At 70.0% G+C, this 19,859-nt stretch carries 16 protein-coding genes; 4 read left to right on the top strand and 12 right to left on the bottom strand.

Annotated elements, in window-relative coordinates; translation table 11 throughout:
• Nucleotides 1–90: 90 nt before the first annotated feature.
• On the bottom strand, nt 91–651 hold the full coding sequence (locus AB0H36_RS30280; RefSeq protein ID WP_360530996.1) for a GNAT family N-acetyltransferase: 561 nt from the start codon (nt 649–651) through the stop codon (nt 91–93).
• A gap of 232 nt (nt 652–883) precedes the next feature.
• Here AB0H36_RS30280 and groL point away from each other — a divergent pair, with 232 nt between their 5' ends.
• Both groL and AB0H36_RS30290 read left to right on the top strand, forming a co-directional pair.
• The gene (groL, locus tag AB0H36_RS30285) at nt 884–2,509 is read left to right on the top strand and encodes a chaperonin GroEL (protein ID WP_360530999.1); all 1,626 of its coding nucleotides are present in this window, start codon (nt 884–886) and stop codon (nt 2,507–2,509) included.
• Nucleotides 2,510–2,778: 269 nt separating this feature from the next.
• On the top strand, nt 2,779–5,058 hold the full coding sequence (locus AB0H36_RS30290; RefSeq protein WP_360531002.1) for an MMPL family transporter: 2,280 nt from the start codon (nt 2,779–2,781) through the stop codon (nt 5,056–5,058).
• A 4-nt stretch (nt 5,059–5,062) separates the two neighbouring features.
• Here AB0H36_RS30290 and AB0H36_RS30295 read toward each other — a convergent pair whose 3' ends face one another.
• Nucleotides 5,063–6,004: a glycoside hydrolase family 6 protein gene (locus AB0H36_RS30295; protein ID WP_360531005.1), complete on the bottom strand. Its 942-nt coding sequence runs from the start codon at nt 6,002–6,004 to the stop codon at nt 5,063–5,065.
• A gap of 241 nt (nt 6,005–6,245) precedes the next feature.
• On the opposite strand from AB0H36_RS30295, the gene AB0H36_RS30300 reads away from it, so the two are divergent.
• Together AB0H36_RS30300 and AB0H36_RS30305 are read left to right on the top strand one after the other, a co-directional pair.
• Entirely contained in the window at nt 6,246–7,181 is a 936-nt protein-coding gene (locus tag AB0H36_RS30300) for a GNAT family N-acetyltransferase (protein ID WP_360531008.1), read from the top strand.
• Between the two features lie 47 nt (nt 7,182–7,228).
• The gene (locus AB0H36_RS30305) at nt 7,229–7,684 is read left to right on the top strand and encodes a hypothetical protein (protein ID WP_360531011.1); all 456 of its coding nucleotides are present in this window, start codon (nt 7,229–7,231) and stop codon (nt 7,682–7,684) included.
• Here the strand turns inward: AB0H36_RS30305 and AB0H36_RS30310 are convergent, their stop codons facing one another.
• The 10 genes from AB0H36_RS30310 to AB0H36_RS30355 are packed head-to-tail and all read right to left on the bottom strand — an operon-like array spanning nt 7,685 to nt 19,762.
• Entirely contained in the window at nt 7,685–8,407 is a 723-nt protein-coding gene (locus AB0H36_RS30310; RefSeq protein ID WP_360531015.1) for an FHA domain-containing protein, read from the bottom strand.
• Nucleotides 8,404–9,681 (bottom strand): VWA domain-containing protein, encoded by a 1,278-nt coding sequence (locus AB0H36_RS30315; protein ID WP_360531018.1) that lies wholly within the window; start codon nt 9,679–9,681, stop codon nt 8,404–8,406. Before AB0H36_RS30315 ends, AB0H36_RS30310 begins: the two co-directional genes overlap by 4 nt.
• 19 nt (nt 9,682–9,700) lie before the next feature.
• The gene (locus AB0H36_RS30320; RefSeq protein WP_360531021.1) at nt 9,701–10,741 is read right to left on the bottom strand and encodes a PP2C family serine/threonine-protein phosphatase; all 1,041 of its coding nucleotides are present in this window, start codon (nt 10,739–10,741) and stop codon (nt 9,701–9,703) included.
• Entirely contained in the window at nt 10,738–13,131 is a 2,394-nt protein-coding gene (locus AB0H36_RS30325) for a tetratricopeptide repeat protein (RefSeq protein ID WP_360531024.1), read from the bottom strand. Before AB0H36_RS30325 ends, AB0H36_RS30320 begins: the two co-directional genes overlap by 4 nt.
• A complete protein-coding gene (locus AB0H36_RS30330) occupies nt 13,128–14,252 on the bottom strand; it encodes a hypothetical protein (protein ID WP_360531027.1) in 1,125 nt (374 codons plus the stop codon). The genes AB0H36_RS30325 and AB0H36_RS30330 overlap by 4 nt, the downstream gene beginning before the upstream one ends.
• Nucleotides 14,249–15,223 (bottom strand): glutamate ABC transporter substrate-binding protein, encoded by a 975-nt coding sequence (locus AB0H36_RS30335; protein WP_360531030.1) that lies wholly within the window; start codon nt 15,221–15,223, stop codon nt 14,249–14,251. Before AB0H36_RS30335 ends, AB0H36_RS30330 begins: the two co-directional genes overlap by 4 nt.
• Nucleotides 15,220–16,542 (bottom strand): hypothetical protein, encoded by a 1,323-nt coding sequence (locus AB0H36_RS30340; protein WP_360531033.1) that lies wholly within the window; start codon nt 16,540–16,542, stop codon nt 15,220–15,222. Before AB0H36_RS30340 ends, AB0H36_RS30335 begins: the two co-directional genes overlap by 4 nt.
• Nucleotides 16,539–17,909 (bottom strand): AAA family ATPase, encoded by a 1,371-nt coding sequence (locus AB0H36_RS30345; RefSeq protein ID WP_360531036.1) that lies wholly within the window; start codon nt 17,907–17,909, stop codon nt 16,539–16,541. The genes AB0H36_RS30340 and AB0H36_RS30345 overlap by 4 nt, the downstream gene beginning before the upstream one ends.
• Nucleotides 17,906–18,457 carry a hypothetical protein gene (locus AB0H36_RS30350; protein ID WP_360531040.1) on the bottom strand — a complete coding sequence of 184 codons (552 nt, stop codon included), beginning with the start codon at nt 18,455–18,457 and terminating at the stop codon, nt 17,906–17,908. The genes AB0H36_RS30345 and AB0H36_RS30350 overlap by 4 nt, the downstream gene beginning before the upstream one ends.
• A gap of 30 nt (nt 18,458–18,487) precedes the next feature.
• Nucleotides 18,488–19,762 (bottom strand): toxic anion resistance protein, encoded by a 1,275-nt coding sequence (locus AB0H36_RS30355; protein ID WP_360531043.1) that lies wholly within the window; start codon nt 19,760–19,762, stop codon nt 18,488–18,490.
• Nucleotides 19,763–19,859 lie beyond the last annotated feature (97 nt).

Below are 19,859 nucleotides of genomic sequence, written 5' to 3' on the forward strand. Positions count from 1 at the left end.
GCCAGCCTTCACACGCACCCGCCCCGACAGCATCCGCGCTACAGCCCACACAGCGACCAACCCCAGAACCCGCCCTAATTCAGCGCCCTCCTAGAGGCTCTTGCGGACGAGGACCCAGCGCTCGCTGGTTCGGCTGACCTCGGTGAAGCCGGCGTCGAGGAACACCGTGAGCGGGCCGCGGTAGAGGTCGGCCGACGAGGTGCGGTCGACCTCGTCGACGTCGACCGCGCAGGCCTCGACGACTGAGGCGCCGTACGACTGCGCGAAGTCGGCGGCGCCGAGGGCAAGCTCGCCGGCGATGCCCTGGCGGCGGTGCCCGACGGGTACGACGAAGCAGGTGATCACCCAGGCGTCCGGCTGGTCGGTGCGCCAGTTGGGAGAGGCGACCACCCGTGGGTACGCCGTCCGCGGGGCGACCGCGCACCAGCCGACCGGCGCGCCGTCGTCGTACGCCAGGACGCCGGGTGGGACGTCGCCGTGGCAGACCTGCTCGCGGAGGGCGCTCCGGTTGCTCCGCTGGGTGGCGGCGTTCCATTGCTGTCCGCGCAGGCGGAAGTACTGACAGAAGCAGCGCGCGGGGTCGCCCCGCTCGCCCATCACGGTGGCAACGTCCGGCCACGAGTCCGGGCCGGCCGCTCGTACGTCCACCATGGGGCCTACCGTAGCGGGGGGCTGGCTTGCACTCGTTTGGGGCGAGTGCTAATACTTGGTTAGCACTCCATGGGTGAGAGTGATAAGACTCGTGCTCGCGGTGTGTGACAGAAGACGGCCTCGATGAGGTGCCGGAGCGTGGCGGGACGTGACCGCCGCGGTGTGGCGCCGTCCGTCGCGGGCATCCCGGCCGGCTGAACACAAAGACTCGACGCGGGAGGACTCGCGGAGAATGCCCAAGCTGATTTCTTTCAATGAAGAGGCGCGCCGCGGCCTCGAGCGGGGGATGAACACCCTCGCCGATGCGGTCAAGGTGACGCTCGGCCCGAAGGGCCGCAACGTCGTCCTGGAGAAGAAGTGGGGCGCCCCCACGATCACCAACGACGGTGTCTCCATCGCCAAGGAGATCGAGCTCGAGGACCCGTACGAGAAGATCGGGGCCGAGCTCGTCAAGGAAGTTGCGAAGAAGACCGACGACGTCGCGGGTGACGGCACCACCACCGCCACCGTGCTGGCCCAGGCGCTCGTCCGCGAGGGTCTGCGCAACGTTGCCGCCGGCGCCAACCCGATGGGCCTGAAGAAGGGCATCGAGAAGGCCACCGAGGCGGTCAGCGAGCAGCTGCTGTCGCTGGCCAAGGACGTCGAGACCCGGGAACAGATCGCCTCCACGGCCTCGATCTCCGCCGCCGACAACCAGGTCGGCCAGATCATCGCCGAGGCGATGGACAAGGTCGGCAAGGAAGGCGTCATCACCGTCGAGGAGAGCAACACCTTCGGCCTCGAGCTCGAGCTCACCGAGGGTATGCGCTTCGACAAGGGCTACATCTCGCCGTACTTCGTGACCGACACCGAGCGGATGGAAGCGGTCCTCGACGACCCGTACATCCTGATCGTGAACAGCAAGATCTCCAGCATCAAGGACCTGGTCCCGGTGCTGGAGAAGGTGATGCAGACCGGCAAGCCGCTGGCCATCATCGCCGAGGACATCGAGGGCGAGGCGCTGGCCACCCTGGTCGTCAACAAGATCAAGGGCACCTTCAAGGCCGTCGCCGTCAAGGCGCCGGGCTTCGGTGACCGCCGCAAGGCCATGCTGGTCGACATCGCCGTCCTCACCGGCGGCGAGGTGATCTCCGAGGAGGTCGGCCTCAAGCTCGACTCCGTCGACCTGGAGCTGCTCGGCCAGGCCCGCAAGATCGTCGTCACCAAGGACGAGACGACCATCGTCGAGGGCGAGGGCGACGCGGACCAGATCGCCGGCCGGGTGAACCAGATCCGCGCCGAGATCGAGAAGTCGGACTCCGATTACGACCGCGAGAAGCTACAGGAGCGGCTGGCCAAGCTGGCCGGTGGCGTTGCGGTGATCAAGGTCGGCGCGGCCACCGAGGTCGAGCTGAAGGAGCGCAAGCACCGCATCGAGGACGCCGTTCGCAACGCGAAGGCGGCCGTCGAGGAGGGCATCGTCGCCGGTGGCGGCGTGGCGCTGCTGCAGGCGTCCGTGGCGGCGTTCGAGAAGCTGGAGCTCGAGGGTGACGAGGCGACCGGTGCGCAGATCGTGCGCCACGCGCTGGAGGCACCGCTGAAGCAGATCGCCGTGAACGCCGGCCTCGAGGGCGGCGTCGTGGTGGAGAAGGTCCGCAACCTCGACAACGGTTTCGGCCTGAACGCCGCGACCGGCGAGTACGTCGACCTGCTCGCCGCCGGCATCATCGACCCGGCCAAGGTGACCCGCTCGGCGCTGCAGAACGCGGCGTCCATCGCGGCGCTGTTCCTCACCACCGAGGCCGTCATCGCCGACAAGCCGGAGAAGGCCGCGGCCGCTCCGGGCGGCGCGCCCGACATGGGCGGCATGGACTTCTGACCCCCTGAAATCCCACAGCGCCGGGCTTCTCCCGGGGTTGTGGGTGGGAAAGTCCACAGCGTCGGGCTTCGCCCGGGTTGTGGGAGGGAAAGTCCAGCAGCACAAGCAGTACAAGGCGGTCCCGGGCAGATGCCCGGGACCGCTTTTCTTGTAGTGCTTGACTACTGCGGGTAGCCGAATTCGGCGTGTGGTGACGGGTTGTCAGGTTTGCGGGCTCGGCCGTACTGTCGAATTTGGGTGTCCGGGGGGTGGGCGCCCCGGGGGGTGCTATGCACGCGTTTCTGGAACGTCTCGGGCGGGGGGCCGCTCGCCGGCACTGGATCGTGATCGGGATCTGGCTGGTCATCGTGGCCGGCCTGTTCGTACTCCGGTCCTTCTTCGGCGGCACGTACGTCAACAACTACACAGTGCCCGGCAGCGAGTCCTCGGCCGGCCTCAACGTGCTGAACCGCGACTTCGCCAAACAAGGCGGGTACTCCGGCTCGATCGTCTTCCACTCGCCGTCCGGCAAGGTCTCCGACCAGGCCGCCGCGGTGAAGACCGCGATGACCAACGTCGCCAACCTGCCCGACGTGGTCTCCGCGGACGACCCGCTGGCCGCCCAGCAGGCGGCGTACATCTCCAAGGACGGCACCGCCGTCAACGCCCCGGTCTCGTTCTCCGTCGTACCGGCGTCGCTCGACGCCGACTACCTCGCCACCCTGGACACGGCCGTGAAACCGGCCCGCGACGCCGGCCTCGAGGTCGAGTACGGCGGTGGCGCCGGCCAGATCGGGAAGCAGGCCGACGACCAACTGTCGGAGGCGATCGGGCTCGCGCTGGCGCTGATCCTGCTGTTCCTGATGTTCCGCTCGATCGTCGCCGCCGCGCTGCCCCTGGTGTCCGCGGTCTTCAGCGTGGGTGGCGGCCTCGCGATCCTCGGCCTGCTCGCGGCCGTGAAGGAGTTCCCGGTCTCGGCCCCGACCGTCGCGACCCTGCTCGGCCTCGGAGTCGCGATCGACTACGGCCTCTTCCTGGTCTCGCGCCATCGCGAGCAACTGGACAACGGCATGGAGGTCGAGGAGTCGATCGGCAAGGCCGAGTCCACTTCCGGCGCGGCCATCCTGGTCGCCGGTGGCACGGTCGTCATCGCGATCCTCGGTCTCTACGTCTCCGGCGTACCGTTCGTCGGCGCCCTCGGCCTGTCGTCCGCGATCCTGGTCGCGGTCACCGTGCTGGCCGCCCTGACGTTGATCCCGGCCCTGCTCGGCCTCGCCAAGCTCATGGTGCTGAACCGCGCGGACCGCAAGCACGTCGTCGAGGAGCGTGCCCTCGAGGCCGACCTCGACGCCGCCGCCGTGACCGCGCACCGCGCCGAGGAGCGCGCGATCCGGGACGCCAAGCACGAGCAGAGCGCCTTCGCCCGCTGGGGCCGCCGGGTCAGCGACCGGCCGTGGTCGTACGGAACCATCGCGACCCTGCTGCTCCTGATCCTCACGATCCCGCTGCTCTCGCTCAACCTCGGCCAGCTCGACGCCGGCACCGACCCGCCCGAGGACTCGAGCCGCAAGGCGTACGACCTGATCGCCCAAGGCTTCGGCCCCGGCGCCAACGGCCCGCTGACCGTCGTCGTCTCGCTGCCGAGCCAGGACGCCAGCGCCAACCAGACCCTGCTGACGAACCTCGCCGGTGAGCTGCAGAAGACGCAGGGCGTGGCCGCCGTCCAGCCGCCGTCGACGAACCCCGCCGGTACGACGGCCGCCATCAACGTCGTCCCGACCACGTCACCGTCGTCGGCCGACACCGAGGACCTGGTCAACCGGATTCGCAGCGACGTCCTGCCAGGAGTCGGAGCGACGACGTACGTCGTCGGCACGGTCGCCGGGTACGTCGACTTCACCGAGAAGGTCGCCGGCCGCATGCTGTGGCTGATCGGCGCGGTCGTCCTGCTCGCGCTGATCCTGCTCACCGTGGCGTTCCGGTCGATCGTGATCGGTCTGAAGGCCGCGGTCCTGAACCTGCTGTCGGTCGGAGCCGCGTACGGCGTGATCGTCGCCGTCTTCCAGTGGGGCTGGGGATCCTCGCTGGTCGGGATCGACGAGACGGTGCCGATCCCGTCGTTCGTGCCGATGCTGATGTTCGCGATCGTGTTCGGCCTGTCGATGGACTACGAGGTGTTCCTGCTGTCCCGGGTGCACGAGGCCTGGGTGGCGACCAAGGACAGCCACCGCGCGGTCGCGATCGGGATCGGCGCGACCGCCCGGGTGATCACCACCGCGGCCGCGATCATGATCGTGGTCTTCCTGAGCTTCGTCCTCGACGACGACCCGACCGTGAAGATGCTCGCCGTCGGCATGGCCGTGGCCGTGCTGATCGACGCCAGCGTGGTCCGGATGGTGCTCGTCCCGTCGGTGATGACGCTGCTCGGCGACAAGGCCTGGTGGCTGCCGCGCTGGATGGACCGCATCATCCCCGACATCCAGCTCGAAGGAGCCCCGGAGGAGCCCGCCCCCGAGCCCCCGAGCGAGATGCCCCCGCGCGAGACCACCTCCGTCCCGCCGGCACCGTGAGACCTCACGTCCCGGAGATCAGGCGCTTGGCCAGGGTGGCTGAGAAGGTGCCGGCTGGGATGCCCTTGCCGATTCCGCAGTCGCCGTCGGAGTCGCCGGGGACCTTGAGCCAGAGCAGCAGGTCCGCGCCGCCGCCGACCTGGGACGGGGCGCCGAGCTTGCGGCCGGCCGGGTTGCACCACTCGCCGTTCGAGCCGTTGCCGTTGCGGCTGGTGTCGACGACGAACTGGCTGCCGCCGCCGAGTGCGTTCCTGATCGCGGTGCCCTTCGTCACCGACTGCTCGGTCGTGAAGTAGTTCGACACGTTCAGCGCGAAACCGCGGATCTTGCCGACGTCGACCAGCCGGAGCCGGCGGGCCATCTCACCGGCCTCGATCCAGTTCGTGTTTCCGCCGTCCATGTAGGCCCACGTGTTCGGGTTCTTGCTGGCGATCTGGTTGACGGTGTACTTCAGCAGGTCGATCCGGACCTGCCGCTGGTCCTCCGGCATGCAGTCGAGCTGGGCCAGCGCGTCCGGCTCGATCACGACGACGGCCGGCCGGTTGCCGATCCCGTCGGCGAACTTGGCGATCCAGTCCCGGTACGCCGCCGGCGACCCGGCGCCACCGCCGGAGTGGCCACCGCAGTCGCGGCCCGGGATGTTGTACGCGACCAGGATCGGCAGCTTGTCGGCCCGGTCCGCAGCGGTGGTGTACGACGTCACCGCCGCCTTGATGTCACCGCTCCAGTTGCCGAACCAGCGCCCGCCGGCCTTGCTGGCGATCTTGTCCCGGATCTCGGTCTCGTTCGGGTGCTGCTTGACGTAGACGGCCGGGTTGGAGCTCGGGTCGACGTAGAAACCGTTGGTGAGCTGCACCGGGTTGCCGGCTGCCGGCCCGGGAACGAGCTGGCCGCCGAGGGTGAGCGATCCGGCGGTGAGCAGGGCGACCGTAGGCAAGAGAGCCATCGCGGGTACGTCCTTCCGTCAAGGAGTGACTACTCAACGTGTCCACAACACTACCCTGCGGGCTCAGCTGTGAATAACGGCTGGACTATGACCCCGGCCAGCACCTAGTGTCTGCGGCGGCGAGAAGGATTCCCTCAGTGGAAGGAGCGACCGATGAACACACCGACTTGTTTCCCGGCGCGCCTGATCCGCTCGCACAGCTCGCACTGAGCGGACGATTGCGCCTCCTGCTGGAGGATTCGTGAACATCCGCACCACCGTCGAGGCCGACCTCGACACCATCCTTGCTCTGATCGAGCAGCAGTCCGTCAACACCGTCACGCTCGAGCGCTACCGCGAGTACATCGAGGCCGGCTACTACCGGCACGACTGGACCTGGGCCGTCGAGGACGACGGCAAGATCCAGGCCCTCGCGATCTGGTGGGGCGTACCCGACGAGGACCACCCGTTCAGCATCGACGGCCTGTACTACGCCGGCGCCGGCGACCCGGTCCCGGTCTGGACGGCCCTGATCGAGCACACAGTGAAGGCGCGCCCGGCCGACGCCGAGCCGCCGGAGTACCACTTCTTCCTGGACAGCGACTGGCAGGACCATCCGGACGTGGTCGCCGCGCTCGAGTCGCGCAGCCGGGCCGCCGCGGCCGCGGGGCTGACCGAGATCACGGACCGCCTGCGGTACGAGTGGAAACCGTCGTACGGACTGCCGGAACGATCCACCCGGCTGCGGTTCGAGCAGGCCGACGACGAGGCGTTCGTGGACGTTTTCGCCCGGGTCGCCGAAGGCAGCCTGGACGCGGCCACCGCGCGGGAGATCGCCCGGCTCGGCGCCGAGGGCGCCGCTCGCCAAGAGCTCGAGATCTACAAGTCGATGCCGAACAGCGACAGGTCCTGGTGGCGGCTCGGGTATGACACCGACGGGAAGCTGATCGGGTTTGCGATCCCGTCGGCCAACGCGGGCGGAGCGACGGTCGGGTACCTCGGTGTGCTGCCCGAGCATCGCGGTCACCGGTACATCGACGACCTGCTGGCCGAGATCTCCCACGTGCACGCGGAACTCGGCGCGGAGCGGGTCACCGCGGACACCGATTTCGGCAACGTGCCGATGGCGAAGAGCTTCGAACGCCAGGGATACCGGAACTTCGCGGTCCGCCGGGTGCTGTCCTTCCCGGAGAGCTGATCCGAGCCCTATGCTCCCTGACATGTCAGGGGGCATAGGGGATCGCGATGCGTGACATCGCGCTGATCCTGCACGTTGCGGCGGGCATCCTGGCGGTGCTGCTGGGCCCGTTCGCGATCGTCCGCACGCTGCGCCGCCGCGGCCTGAACTGGGCCGGCGAGCTCTACCACTGGGCGATCGCGCTGGTCTGCCTGACCGCGCTCGTGATGGTCCCGTACGACTGGGGCGGGCTGTGGTTCTTCTGGCCGATCTCGCTCGCGACGTACCTGTTCGTCTACTTCGGCCAGCGGGCCGCGGAGGCGCCCGGCGGCCTCTGGTACCGCGGCGTCCTGCGCGGGTACGGCGGCGGCTGGATCGCCTTGTGGACAGCGATCCTGGTGGTCAGCGCACCCCGGCAGCCGTGGTCCTGGGTGATCCCGATCGTCGTCGGCTCCGCGATCATCGAGTGGTACTGCTTCAAGCCGATGCCGGGCTGGACCAGGGAGGTCCAGCCCGAGCAGTGATCAGGCTTGGCCGGCCTTCTCCTCCGGCGTGGCCTTGCGTACGACGAGGCGCGTCCAGGCGCCGACGTAGACGCGGTCGTCCGGGTTCAGCTCACGGCGCTGGCCGGGGACGATCGGGTCCTCGGGCAGCGGTCCGGCGGCCGGGGCGACGTACGTGCCGTTGGACGACTGCAGGTCCTCGACCCACCAGCGGGTGCCGTCGGTGCTGAGCTGGGCCTGGCGGCGGCTGACGCCGGTGTCGTCGCCGCAGTCGATCTCCGGGTGGATGTTCCGGCTCCGGGACGGGCGTCCGATCAGCACGCTCTTCTCGGTCAGCGGGATCACCACCGGCAGGCCCGGCGACGGACACGGGTCGTCACTCTGCTGTACGGCGTACCAGTCTGGGTCGACCCAGCGTTCGACCACCCAGTCGGCGGTCCCGAGCGGCGCCGGCGGGACCGGGGGCGGTGTGCCCAGGTCCAGGGACGACGCCGGGCGCGGCATCGTGCCGGTGGTGAAGTCGTAGCCGCAGCTCTCGCAGAACAAGGCGTCCGCGGCAGCCGACTCCGAGCAGTTCGGGCAGGTCTGCGTCGCCGGCGCGGCCGGGCCGGCCGGAGCCGCGACGGCCGGTGCCGGGACCGAGGCCGCGGCCGGGGTGGCCGCGGCGCCGATCGGCAGGCCGCAGACGTCGCAGTAGTCGGTCGAGACGGACGGGTGCCCGCTCGGACAGCTGACTGTCGTCATTTCTTCACCCGGGTGGTCTTGGTGGAGGCCGTGTCGAGGGCCATCTCGTCGGCCTTCTCGACGGTCCGCTTCAGCCGCACCGTACCCGCTTCCTGGTCATCGATGTCGACGACCTTGCGCAGCCGCGTGGTCGCCTCCTCGTTGCCGGTCTGGGCGGCCAGCTGGACCGCGCGACCGAGCTTCGTGGTCGCGGTCGCGGTGTCACCCGCGGCCTTCGCGGCCAGGCCTTCCTGGATCGCCTCGGCCAGCTCGGTCTGCCCGGTGTAGTGCGCGACCTCCGGGCTGATCCGGGTGGTCAGCCCCTCGTCCGCGGACCACAGCGCCTTGACCAGGCCCTGCGCGACCACGTCGTCGCCGATCGCCAGCTGCACGCGGGCGGCGAGCTGCTCCTGCCCGATCGCCTTGGCCGCAAGGCGGATCGCGACGTGGTAGTCGCGCGACTCGTCACCCCACGAGCCGGTCGGGTACGAGCCGGTCAGCGGGTTGAGCGCCGTACGGCGAGAGGTCAGGTCCTCGACCGTGGGAGCGACCTGGCGGACGAACAGGACCTCGGCGCCCTGCGGCGCCCAGACCCGCAGGTCGGCCTGGGCGACACCGCGGCTCATCGCGTTCTGGATCAGCTTGGAGAACTCGGCGGCCAGCTGGTCCGGGGCCGGGATGATGTCGACGGTGCCGAGCAGTGCCTGCGCGATCCGCCGGACCTCGTCGACCTGCCAGGCGACGCCGACGCCGCGGCAGTCGCACTGGAACTCGCCGGTGACGGCCTGGATCGTCTGGGTCAGCACCTCGGGCGACTCGTGCTGGTTCTCGCCGTCGGTGAGCAGGATGGCGTGCTTCTGGGTCAGCGACGGCACGGTCTTGAACACCCGCGACGCCAGCCGCAGCCAGGTGCCCATCGCGGTCCCGCCGTCGGCGTAGAACCGGGACACCGCGTCCTTGGCCTGCTGCCGGGTGAACTGGTCCATCCGCACCATCACCGGCTCCGGCGACGGCGGGAACGCCAGCTGGGCCCGGTCGTTGCCGGAGATCACCGCGAACCAGACCCCGTCGAGGATCTGGTCGAGCGCGGTCTGCGCGGCGTACGCGGCGGCCCGGACACCGTCGGCGCCCATCGAGCCGGAGGTGTCGACGATGATGATCTCGCCCGCGTCACCGCTGCCGGACTGCCCGGCCGCACCGGCGCCGCTGCAGTCCACCGTGACGATCGCGTGCACGTCGGTTCCGCCGTCGGGCAGGAACTCGTTCTGGTAGACGGAGGCGGTGAAATCAGCCATTGTCGGCGTCCTTTCGAAGCTAGAGCCGCGCCAGGGCGACGGTGATGTTGTCCTGGCCGCCCTGGGCGTTGGCCCAGTCGACCAGGGCGGACGCGGTGGCCAAGGGCTCGCCACCGTGCGCCGCAGCGGTCTGACGTACGAGGTCGGCCAGTGGTGCCGCCTCGGAGCAGTAGTTCCAGAGCCCGTCGGAGCAGACCACGATCCACCCCGGCCCCGTCACCTGGACGGTCGTCGTGCGGGGAGTGTGGTCCGGGGCGTCCTTGCCCAACCAGCGGGTGATCGCGTGCGCGTGCGGACCGGACTCGGCCTCTGCCCGCGGGATGCCGGTCGCGATGAGCTCCGCCGCCCACGAGTCGTCGACGGTCAGCGCGACCGCCTCGGCATCGTCCGGGAACCAGTACGCGCGGCTGTCGCCGACCACACCGGCGACGAGCAGACCGTCCTCCAGCACCGTCGCCACGAACGTGCAGGACGCCGGGTTCGGACTGTCCGGGCTCGTGTTCTCCAGTACGGCGTCATTGGCCGCGTCGGCCGCCGCCTTGAGTCGGGTGGCGATCGCGGCGCTGCGAGACGACTCGGTGCCCATGCCCTGCGCGTGCCCGGCCTGCAGCACCTCGCGAGCCGCCCGGGCAGCCGCCAGGCTGGCGACGTCGGAGTCGAGTGACGAGCTGACGCCGTCGCAGACGACCAGCAGTGCCCTGCTGCCCGGCTCCTCGTCGGCGGCCAGCGCCATGGCGTCCTCGTTGCGAGTGTGCCGGATGCCCCGGTCGCACACCCCGGCCACCCACGCGGTGGGCTGCTCGTCGAAATGGTCGCGTGGCTTCGCCGCCTTGGTGCCGCAGGTCTCGCAGTAGCCGTCCGCACCGACCACGCCGCCACAGGAATGGCAGGGGCTCGCCGGGGCGGTGGTGATCTCCACCGTCGGCTCGGTGTCGGTGTCCAGCGCCGGCGTGCTCGGCGCGGTGGGCTTGAGCTCGGCCCCACAGGCCTCACAGAAGCGGTCGGCCTCGGACACCGGGCCACCGCAGCTGGGGCAGACCGTCTGGGTCGTACTCGTCATCGCAACGTCCATCCTCTGACTTCGTTGGCCAGGTCGACCAGGGCGATTCGTTCCTGCCGGTGCTGCGCATGATCCGCCAGTTGACGATAGGTGGCCTCCAGCCCGTCCCGCAGGGCGGGCTCGGTCGCTTCCCGGCCGTCGATCCGCAGCCCCTGCTGCGGACCGGACTGCTGGACCTCCGTCAGCGCGGTCCGGAACACGGCGGCGGCCAGGTTGGCCCGGTCGACCGGGTCGATGGTCAGCGACTCGATACTGTCCATCGCGTCGGCCAGCGCGGGCAGGCCACGACCCGATCCTGCCAGCAGACCGGCTCGCTGGCGACGAGCCCGGACGTACGCGCCGCTGGTCCGCGGCACCAGGTCGAGCGCCGCGATGGCGCCGTCCAGGTCGTTCCGCTGGGTGCGGATGGCGGCCAGCCCGAACGCGGACGGTGCGATGTAGTTGGCGTCGGTGCGGGCGCAGGTGAGGTAGAGGCCTTCGGCGACGTCGTACTCACCGCTGAGCTCGCAGGAGATCGCCAGCGCGAGCTTGGGCGCGAGCTCCCCGGGCACCTGGCCGTAGACGGCGTTGAAGGCCGACTGGGCCGCGGCGTTGTCCCCACGGGCGAGGGCGACCAGTCCGGCCATCCAGACCGCGCGCCACTCCCACGGGTCCGCGCCGAGCAGGTCGGAGACCGCGGTGTCGACCATGTCGTAGCGGTGCTCGCCCACCTCGAGGGCAGCCTCGGCGATCTCCAGCAGCGTCTGCGCCGAGGACTCCGGCGCGTCGACGAGCAGCTCGAGTCGCTTGGACGAGTCCGGCACGCTGACCGTCTTCAGCCAGCCGGCCATCTTGTCGCTCTCGTCCGGCGCCAGCGACGGCAGCTGCTGCCAAGGAGCGGCCTTGTCGCCCAGTCCGGATGTCTTGTCGCCCGGAGTACCGAACAGCAACGACGACGCGGAGTGCTGCGCCGCCTTCGTGCCCTGCCGGTCGGCGACGACCTCGCGCAGCACACCGAGCAGCTGCACCCGGAACTCGTCGGCCGTCTGGAACCGGTCCGCCGGGTCCTTCGCACACGCCTTGGCGAGCAACCGGTACACCGAGTCGTACTTCTGGAACAGCGGTACGTCGTTCACCGGCGGCAGCGCGTCGACGTACCGGCCCTGGTAGCCGCGGAACTCCATCGCCAGCACGCACAGCGTCCGGCCGAGCGTGTAGATGTCGGAGGCAACCGACGGCCCGACCTCGGCCACCTCGGGAGCCTGGAAGCCGACGGTGCCGTAGATCGCCGAGTCCAGGTCGTCGATCCGCCGGACCCCGCCGAGGTCGATCAGCTTGACCGCGTCGCCGACCTGGATGATGTTGTCCGGCTTGAAGTCGCAGTACACCAGGCCGAGGTCGTGCAGGTAGGAGAAGGCCGGCAGGATCTCCAGGATGTACGCGATCGCCTGGTCGATCGGCAGCGCGTCGTACTGGCCGCCCTTGGCCGCCATCCGCTGCTTGAGCAACGTCTTCAGCGAGGTGCCGCCGACGTACTCCATCACGATGTAGCCGGCGCCCTCGTGGGTGACGAAGTTGTAGATCTCCACGATCAGCGGGTGCTCGACCCGGGCCAGGAACTGCTGCTCCGCGATCGCGGAGGCGACGGCGTCCGGGTCCTCGGAGTTGAGCAGGCCCTTCAGCACCACCCAGCGGTCGGAGACGTTCTTGTCCCGGGCCATGTAGATCCAGCCGAATCCACCGTGCGCCAGGCAGCCGGCCACCTCGTACTGGCCGGCGATGAGGTCACCCGGGTGCAGCTTGGGCGAGAACGAGAACTTGCTCCGGCACTTCGGGCAGAACCCGTCGGTGCGGCCCGGCTGGTCGCCACGGGAGCGGCCGACCGGGTTGCCGCAGCTGGGGCAGTTCCGGCGGTCCTCGGGGACCATCGGGTTGGCCAGGATCGCCTTGCCGGCGTCGATCGCGGGGATCGACGGCACGTGCGTGAGGCCGGCCCCGAGGCGGGCGCCGCGCAGGCGGGTGGACGACGTACCCAGGCGACGCGTCAGCTTCGAGCCGGCCGCGGCCGCGCGGGCCGAGCCGAGTGGTGTCGAGGCGAGCCGGTTGGACGCGCGGGAGACCGTGGACGGGGTGCTGAGCGGCGCCGCGTCACTGATGACAGCCGGAGCGCCGGTGACAGCAGACGGGCTGGCAGTGCCGTCGGGTGCGGGGGAGCCGCAGACGTCGCAGTAGCCGTCCACGAAGGTGCCGCTGCAGCCCGGCTGGTTGCAGGCGCCGGACGCCGCGGCCGTGCTCGGACTAGGGCTCGGACTCGGGCTCGCGGATGCCGCCGGGGAGCCGCAGACGTCGCAATACCCGTCCAGGATCTTCCCTGTGCACCCCGGTTGCGTGCAGGCGGTGGTCGTGGTCATCTGGTCCCTCCAGTGCTGTCCAGGTAGGCCTGGTACGCGGTGACGAGCGCGGCCAGCCGGATCAGGTCGACCGGCTCCGACTCGATCACCGCACGGCCTCGCCGGTACAACTCGGCCAAGTCTTCGTTGCCCTGGGCAATAGTGGACGCCTTCACCTGGTAGGCATCCAGCCGGGCGTCCAGCTCGTCCCGTCGTTGGAGTGCGGCGCCGTACGCCGCCTGCGCCTGTCCCAGCGCCCGCCGGACGGCGTCCAACCGCTTCAGGTACTTCTCCAGCTCGGCCGGCGTGTTCGGCACCGCACCGAGCGCAGTCACATCAGGTACGGCGAGCCGGGGCGCTGGCCTGACGCTGGCAACCGCCTTGTCCGCAAGCGCGCGTAACGCCGTACCCTGCGCCTCCAGCTCACTGCGCAACGACCGGGCGCGCGCGACATCGGCCGCTCGCTCCTTGCGGGTCGCGGCGCCGACGATCAGGTCGCGCTCGGTCCGCGCCGCGTCGATCTCCAGCGGGCCGATCAGGCCGCCGATGTCCGCGCCGCGTTTGTTGCGTTCGGCAAGATCCGTGACCCGGCGGTCGAGGTCGTGGTGCTCGGCGAGCGCCGCGTTGCGGACGTTCGCCGGCTCCTGCTTGACCAGGTCGCTGATCCGCTCGACCTGCGCCCGCAGGTGCCGCAGCCGGGCGGCCAGGTCGGCGTCACCCGGCTCCAGCGCGAGCTTGGCGCGCAGGCTGGACGCCAGCGCATCCGACAGTTTGCATGCCTCAGGCAACGAGACGGCGAGGGACCCGCCGGCGCCACCGGTGTCCAGACCGCCCCAGATCAGGGTCGAGATCCGCTCGGTCTCGGCCTGTCCGACGCGCCCGGAGTCCCAAGTGACCAGGATCAGCTCGTACCGGTCCGACACCGCCTTCCAGACCGCCATACTCAGTACGACGTCCGCGCTCAGCGCATCCGCGTCGGGGGAGTGCAGCGCGGCCTGGTCGAGCTCGTCGAGCTCGGCCTTCCGCCGGTCCCGCCAGGTGCCCAGCGCATCGAGGAACGAAAGCAGCTCCGTCGCCGGAATGCTGCTCCCCATCCTCCCCGGCGGCGCCGGGGCCGAGGCCGTCGGCGTACGAACGGTCATTGCCCCGGGATCCGGCCGTAGACGGACGGCGGCGGTGTGGTCAGGTCGCCGAGGGCATCGCCGAGCCAGTCGTCGTACGACTTCATCCAGGTGCCGTCGGTCTTCATCTGCGCGAGCACCTGGTTCACGAACTGCACGAACTCCGGGTGATTCAGTGACATCCCGAGGCCGTACGGCTCGTCGCTGATCCGCTCCGCGATCACCTTGGCGTACGGGTCCTGGGCGACGTCGCCCGCCAGCACCGTGTCGTCACCGGTGATCGCGTAGGCCTTGCCCGACTGGAAGAGCGCCAGACAACCCGTGTCGGTGTCGGCGGTGACCGGGATCGCCTGCGGGCTGAACTTCTTCAGGTTGTCCAGGCTGGTCGAGCCAGCCGGGGCACAGACCGGCTTGCCGGCCAGGTCCTCGATGCTCTTCGCCTTCGACTCGCGCGGCACGAGCGTCTTCTGGCCGGAGCGGTAGTACTCGGCGGAGAAGGCGATCTGCTGCCAGCGCGAGCAGTTGATCGTCATGTTCCGCGCGACGATGTCGACCTGTTCCTTCTGCAGCACCGGGATCCGCTGCGGGCTGGAGATCACCCGGAGCTCGACCTTGTTCTCGTCGCCGAAGATGGCCTTCGCGACGGCCCGCACCATGTCGATGTCGAATCCCTCGATCTGGCCGCTCAGCGGGTTCCGGGCGCCCAGGTTCAGGCTGTCCGCGGACACACCGGCGATCAGCCGTCCGCGCTGCTGGATCTTCGCCATGTAGGTTCCGGCCGGCATCGCCTTGGGCTGTGGCATCGCGCCTTCGGGCGCGTACGACGCGACCGGGTTGCCGCAGGTGGGCTGCGTGGCAGGCGGTGCCGCCGAGGTGGCGGACGGCTGCGGCTTCGGCGGGATCTCGGTCGCGGCGTAGTCACCGGAGCTGCAGGCGGTGGCGGCGAGCAGGATCGCGAGCGCGGCCGCGACCGGGACGACCAGTTTCCTCATCGGTACTCCTCCAGTCGCTGCGACATCCCCCAGGCGACCAGCAGCGCGGCCGCGATCCCGATCGGTATGCCCAGCCAGCCGATCGGCGGCAGGGCGTCACGGGCGCCGGTCAGCTCGGTGCGCACTGCTTCACTCGACGTCTTCAACTCACCGGCGGTGCTCTTGTCGAACGCAGTGAACGTGCCGACGGAGTTGGTGCCGGAAGCCTTGCCGATGGCCAGGTCGACCGCCTGGTCCCAGTTGCCGTCCGTGTCGAGCTTGCGGACCTCTCCGTGCACCTTCTGGTAGGCGCCCCATTGCCCCTCGAGGGCCGAGCCGGGAATGTTGTACAGCTGGTCGAGCACCACGGCCGCCGCGTCCTGGTAGGCCTTCTCGTAGGCGTCGCCGGAGCCGCGTGCGATCAGGGTGAGGCTCTCGTTGGAGCGGGCGTCGTACGCGGCGATCCTGGCCCGGGACAGCGCCAGTGTCTGGTCGTAGGCGTCCGTACGGGTGTCGGACGCGTCACTCGAAGCGTTGGCGAGCGCGAGTCCGCCGACGATCGTGGTCAGCAGGACGAGCACGCCGCCGGCCGCGATCGGGACGTTGATGTAGCGGTGCGTACGGCGGGCCAGCCAGCGCAGCGTGATCCCGAAGACCACGAGCGCGAGCAGGCCGCTGACGAGCAGCCAGATGTTGCCGTACCCGATTCCGTCGAACTCGGCGTCGACCCGCTCCTCGTTGGCCTGCACCAGCGCCTTCACCAACGGCAGCGAGTCGTTCTGCAGTACGGCGTTCGCGTCCCTGAGGTACTGCGATCCGATCGGCAGCCCCTGGCGGTTGTTCGCCCGGGCCTGCTCGATCAGGCCGTTGTACGTCACCAAGGTCTGGTTGAGCGCACCGAGTGCATCCTGGTCCGCGGGCTGCGCGGTCGCGGCCTCGGCGATCAGCCGGGCCGCCTCGGCCAGCGAGTCGACGAAGTGCTGGCGCTGGTCCGGCGGCTCCAGACCGCCCACCAGGAAGGCGTTCGTGGCGTCGGCGTTCGCGCTGACCAGGTTGGTGTGGATCGCCTGGATCCGGACCAGCTGGGCGGCGTTGGCCTCGGCGCGCTCGAGCGCGCCCTCGGACTGCCGGAAGCCCTGCGCGGCGGCCAGGCCGAAGACGACGCTCATCACCGCGGTCAGGATCAGGAACGCACGCATCCGGCCCGGCGTGCCCTCGAACCAGGCCGCGATCGGGCCGCGGGCGGTGGGCTGCTGCGCGCCCTGCTGGGGCGGCGGCGCGGCCGGTTGCTGGGCCGGCGGCGACCACGCCGCCGGCGGCGCACTCTGGGTCTGGGTCACGCCTGTTCTCCTTGCTCGACCTGCTCAGGTTCTGCCGCTGACTTCGGCTCGGCCGAGCCGTCGGGCTCATCGGTCGGCTCGGGCTCGTCGGTCAGGTCTTCGGCGAGGATCTGACGCAGCTGGTCCTTGGTGGGTGCCGTGACGTCGCGCAGCCGCCAGGCGTGCCGGCCGATCGCGGCCTCCAGCACGTTCCGGGCGAACCGGCCGTTGCCGAACGACCGGCCCCGCGGCGTCGCGGCGAGGATCTCGCGGAACTTCGCCAGCGCGTCCGGAACCAGCTCGTAGTCGGCGCCCTCGGCGAGCCCGGTGAGAATGTCGGTCAGCTCGTCGTCGCTGTAGTCGTCGAACCCGATCGTGGTCCGGAACCGGCTGGCCAGCCCCGGGTTCGCCGCGATGAAGGCCGCCATCGGCTCGGGGTAGCCGGCCACGATCACGACCAGGTCGTCGCGCCGGTCCTCCATCTCCTTGACCAGCGTGTCGACCGCCTCCCGGCCGTACTGGTCGGCGCCGAGCTCACCCGCGGTCAGGCTGTACGCCTCGTCGATGAACAACACCCCGCCGGCCGCGGAGGCGACCACGTCAGCGGTCTTCGTCGCGGTCTGGCCGAGGTAACCAGCGACCAGCTCGGAACGGTCGACCTCGATCAGCTGCCCCTTCGAGAGCAGCCCGAGCGCCTTGTAGATCCCGCTCACCAGCCGCGCGACGGTCGTCTTGCCGGTGCCTGGATTCCCCACGAACACCAGGTGCCGGGTGATCGTCGGACTCTTCAGCCCGGCCTCGGTCCGCAGCTTCTCCACCCGCAGTACGGCGACCTGCCGGTGCACCTCCCGCTTCACGGAGGTCAACCCGGTCAGCTCGTCCAACTCCGCGAGCAGTTCGTCCACCGTCTTCGCCGGCGGCTCCTCCACAGGCTCCGCCTCGACTGCAGCCTTCGGCTGGGGTTCCGCGGCGACCTGAAGCGGCTTAGCTCCTGCAGCCTGCAACTGCGCCGCCGCAGCTACTGATGCATTACCTACGACCCGCATGGTCGGCTCACCGAGCGTGCACGCCGCCGACGCCACCTCCGCGAGCGCCTGTGCGTAGGCAACCTTCTCCGCCGAGCCCTGCGCGATCAGCTCCACCAACGTCGCCGTCGGCGCACCACGCCACCGGCGTCCGCGCACGGCTGCATCGAAGAAGTCCTGCGTGGTCGCGCCAGGAGTCGCCTTCGCCCAGTCCGCCGGTGCACCGGTTGCGGACTCGGCCAGCGCGGCCGCCAGCGACAACGCCTCGGCGCGAGCCTTGTCCTCCGGCACCCCTGCACGAGCAGCCACAGCCAGCAGGTCCGTGACCGCTTGCTGCAGAGACTTGCCCCCCTCGCCGCTCATGCTCCTCCTCGTCCAGGTGGTGGATCCAGTGGTCCTGCCGTCGGGCCGAGGGCCAGGCCCCCGCCGGTCGATCCGGTGCCGAACTTCTCCTGCAGGAACCGGCCGTGCGCGATCAGCGCCGCCGCGTCGGCCCGGTTCACCGCGTCGAACACCTTGTCCATCGTCGAGCCCAAGAGGTCCAACTGGTCGATCAGGATCATCAGCGACGTCTTGCCCTTGTCCACCGGCCGGGTGTCCGCCCACTGCCGCGGCAGTCGCAGGTAGCCGCCGATCGCCTCCGGCAGGTAGTCGGTCGCGGTCGCCATCACCGAGTACGCCTGCGCGCTGCCGCCCAGGTTCCCCAGCCGCGGGATCGTCTCCCGCACCGTCCGGACCACCCGCGCCACGCGCGACGCGACCACCGCCGGTACGGCGCCCTCGGCAACCAACTGCTCGACGCGGGTCAGCGAGGCGAGCAGGTCGTCGGTGGTCGGCGGACGGGGGACAGGCGCGGGCTCGGGCTCCGCCTTGCGGCCGGTCAGCCGCGCAATGAAGTCACCGAGCGCCATTCAGTCCCGTCCCCGAGCCCATGTTCCGTGTCAGCGACCGAGGTCGAGGTCGAGGCTGCCGTGCACGACGCGCTGGTCCTGCTGCGCGACCCGGTCCAGGTACGCGCGGGACTTGGTCACCTCGGACTCCAGCGTCCCGATGGTCGCGGCCATGTTGTCCAGCGCCTCCACCTTGAACGTGTCGATCGCGTCCATGGTCGCGTAGATGTTCGCGAACGCGGCCTGCAACTGCGGCAGCCCGATCGTCGCCGACGCGGCCTGCTGCTGGATCGCCACCGAGTTGTCCCGCATCATCTGCGAGGTCCGCTCGATCATCCCGCTGGTGGTGGTGTTCAGCGCGCTGATCTGGTCCAGCACCAGCTTCTGGTTGCTCAGCGCCTGCGCCACGATGACCGCCGTCCGCAGCGCCGAGACCGTGGTCGTGGACGCGCGGTCGACACCCTTGATCAGCTCGATGTTGTTCTTGATCACGATGTCGATGGCCAGGTAGTTCTGGATCGACACTGCCAGCTGGGTGAGCAGGTCCTGGTGCTTCTGCCGGACATAGAACAGCACGTCCTCGCGGAACGCCTTCGCCTTGTCCGGGTTGGTCGCCTCCAGCTCGGCGATGGCCGCCGACAACCGGGCGTCCAGCCGCTCGGCGACGTACACGTACTGGTTCAGCCGGGTCATCGCGTCCCAGAGCTGCTGCTTCTCCAGGTTCAGCGCGGCGTTGTCCTTGCCGAGCTCGTCCTGGCCGTTGCGCAGCGCGTGCAGGATGCCCTCGAGGTGGCTCTGCGCGCTCTGGTACTTGCGGAAGTAGTCCTCGATCTTGTCCCCGAACGGGATCACCCCGAGCAGCTTCTTGACCCCGGTGGCTTCCTTCGGGTCCAGGTCCTCGACCGTACGGCGCAGCTCGAGCAGCGTCTTGCCGACGGTCGAACCCTCGGACAGGCCGCCTTCCTGCAGCGCCCGGACCGGTGACTTGAGCAGCCGGTTCGAGCTGTCCGCGGCGGCGCGGATGTCGACGTCGCCCATGCTGCGGACGTCACTGGCCTTGGCGGCGAACTCCGGCGACCGCGGCTCGGCCGTCATCAGAGCGGCCAGGAAGGTGTCCACCTTCGAGTCCAGCCCGGGCAGCGCGGCCGGGTCGACCGCCGGCGCCATACTCGGCGCGGCCGTCGCGGCTACCGGCTGTGACGGCGGTGGCGCGGTCAGTATCAGGCCCGGCGCGGTGGCCGTCGGTGGCTGCAGCGGTTGAGCAGCGGCAGCGGGCGCCGGAGCAGCAGCCCCTGGCGTACCTGCAGTGTTGTCGGCTTCAGTCATCGTCGATCCCCTCCACGTGGTGCCCCCGGCCAGTGCACTGTCACCTCCGTGACGCGCACACAATCTACGCGGTTCCGGGGTTCCAGCGCTGCCCCGT

It is taken from the genome of Kribbella sp. NPDC050820 (assembly GCF_040653975.1).
Lineage (GTDB): Bacteria > Actinomycetota > Actinomycetes > Propionibacteriales > Kribbellaceae > Kribbella.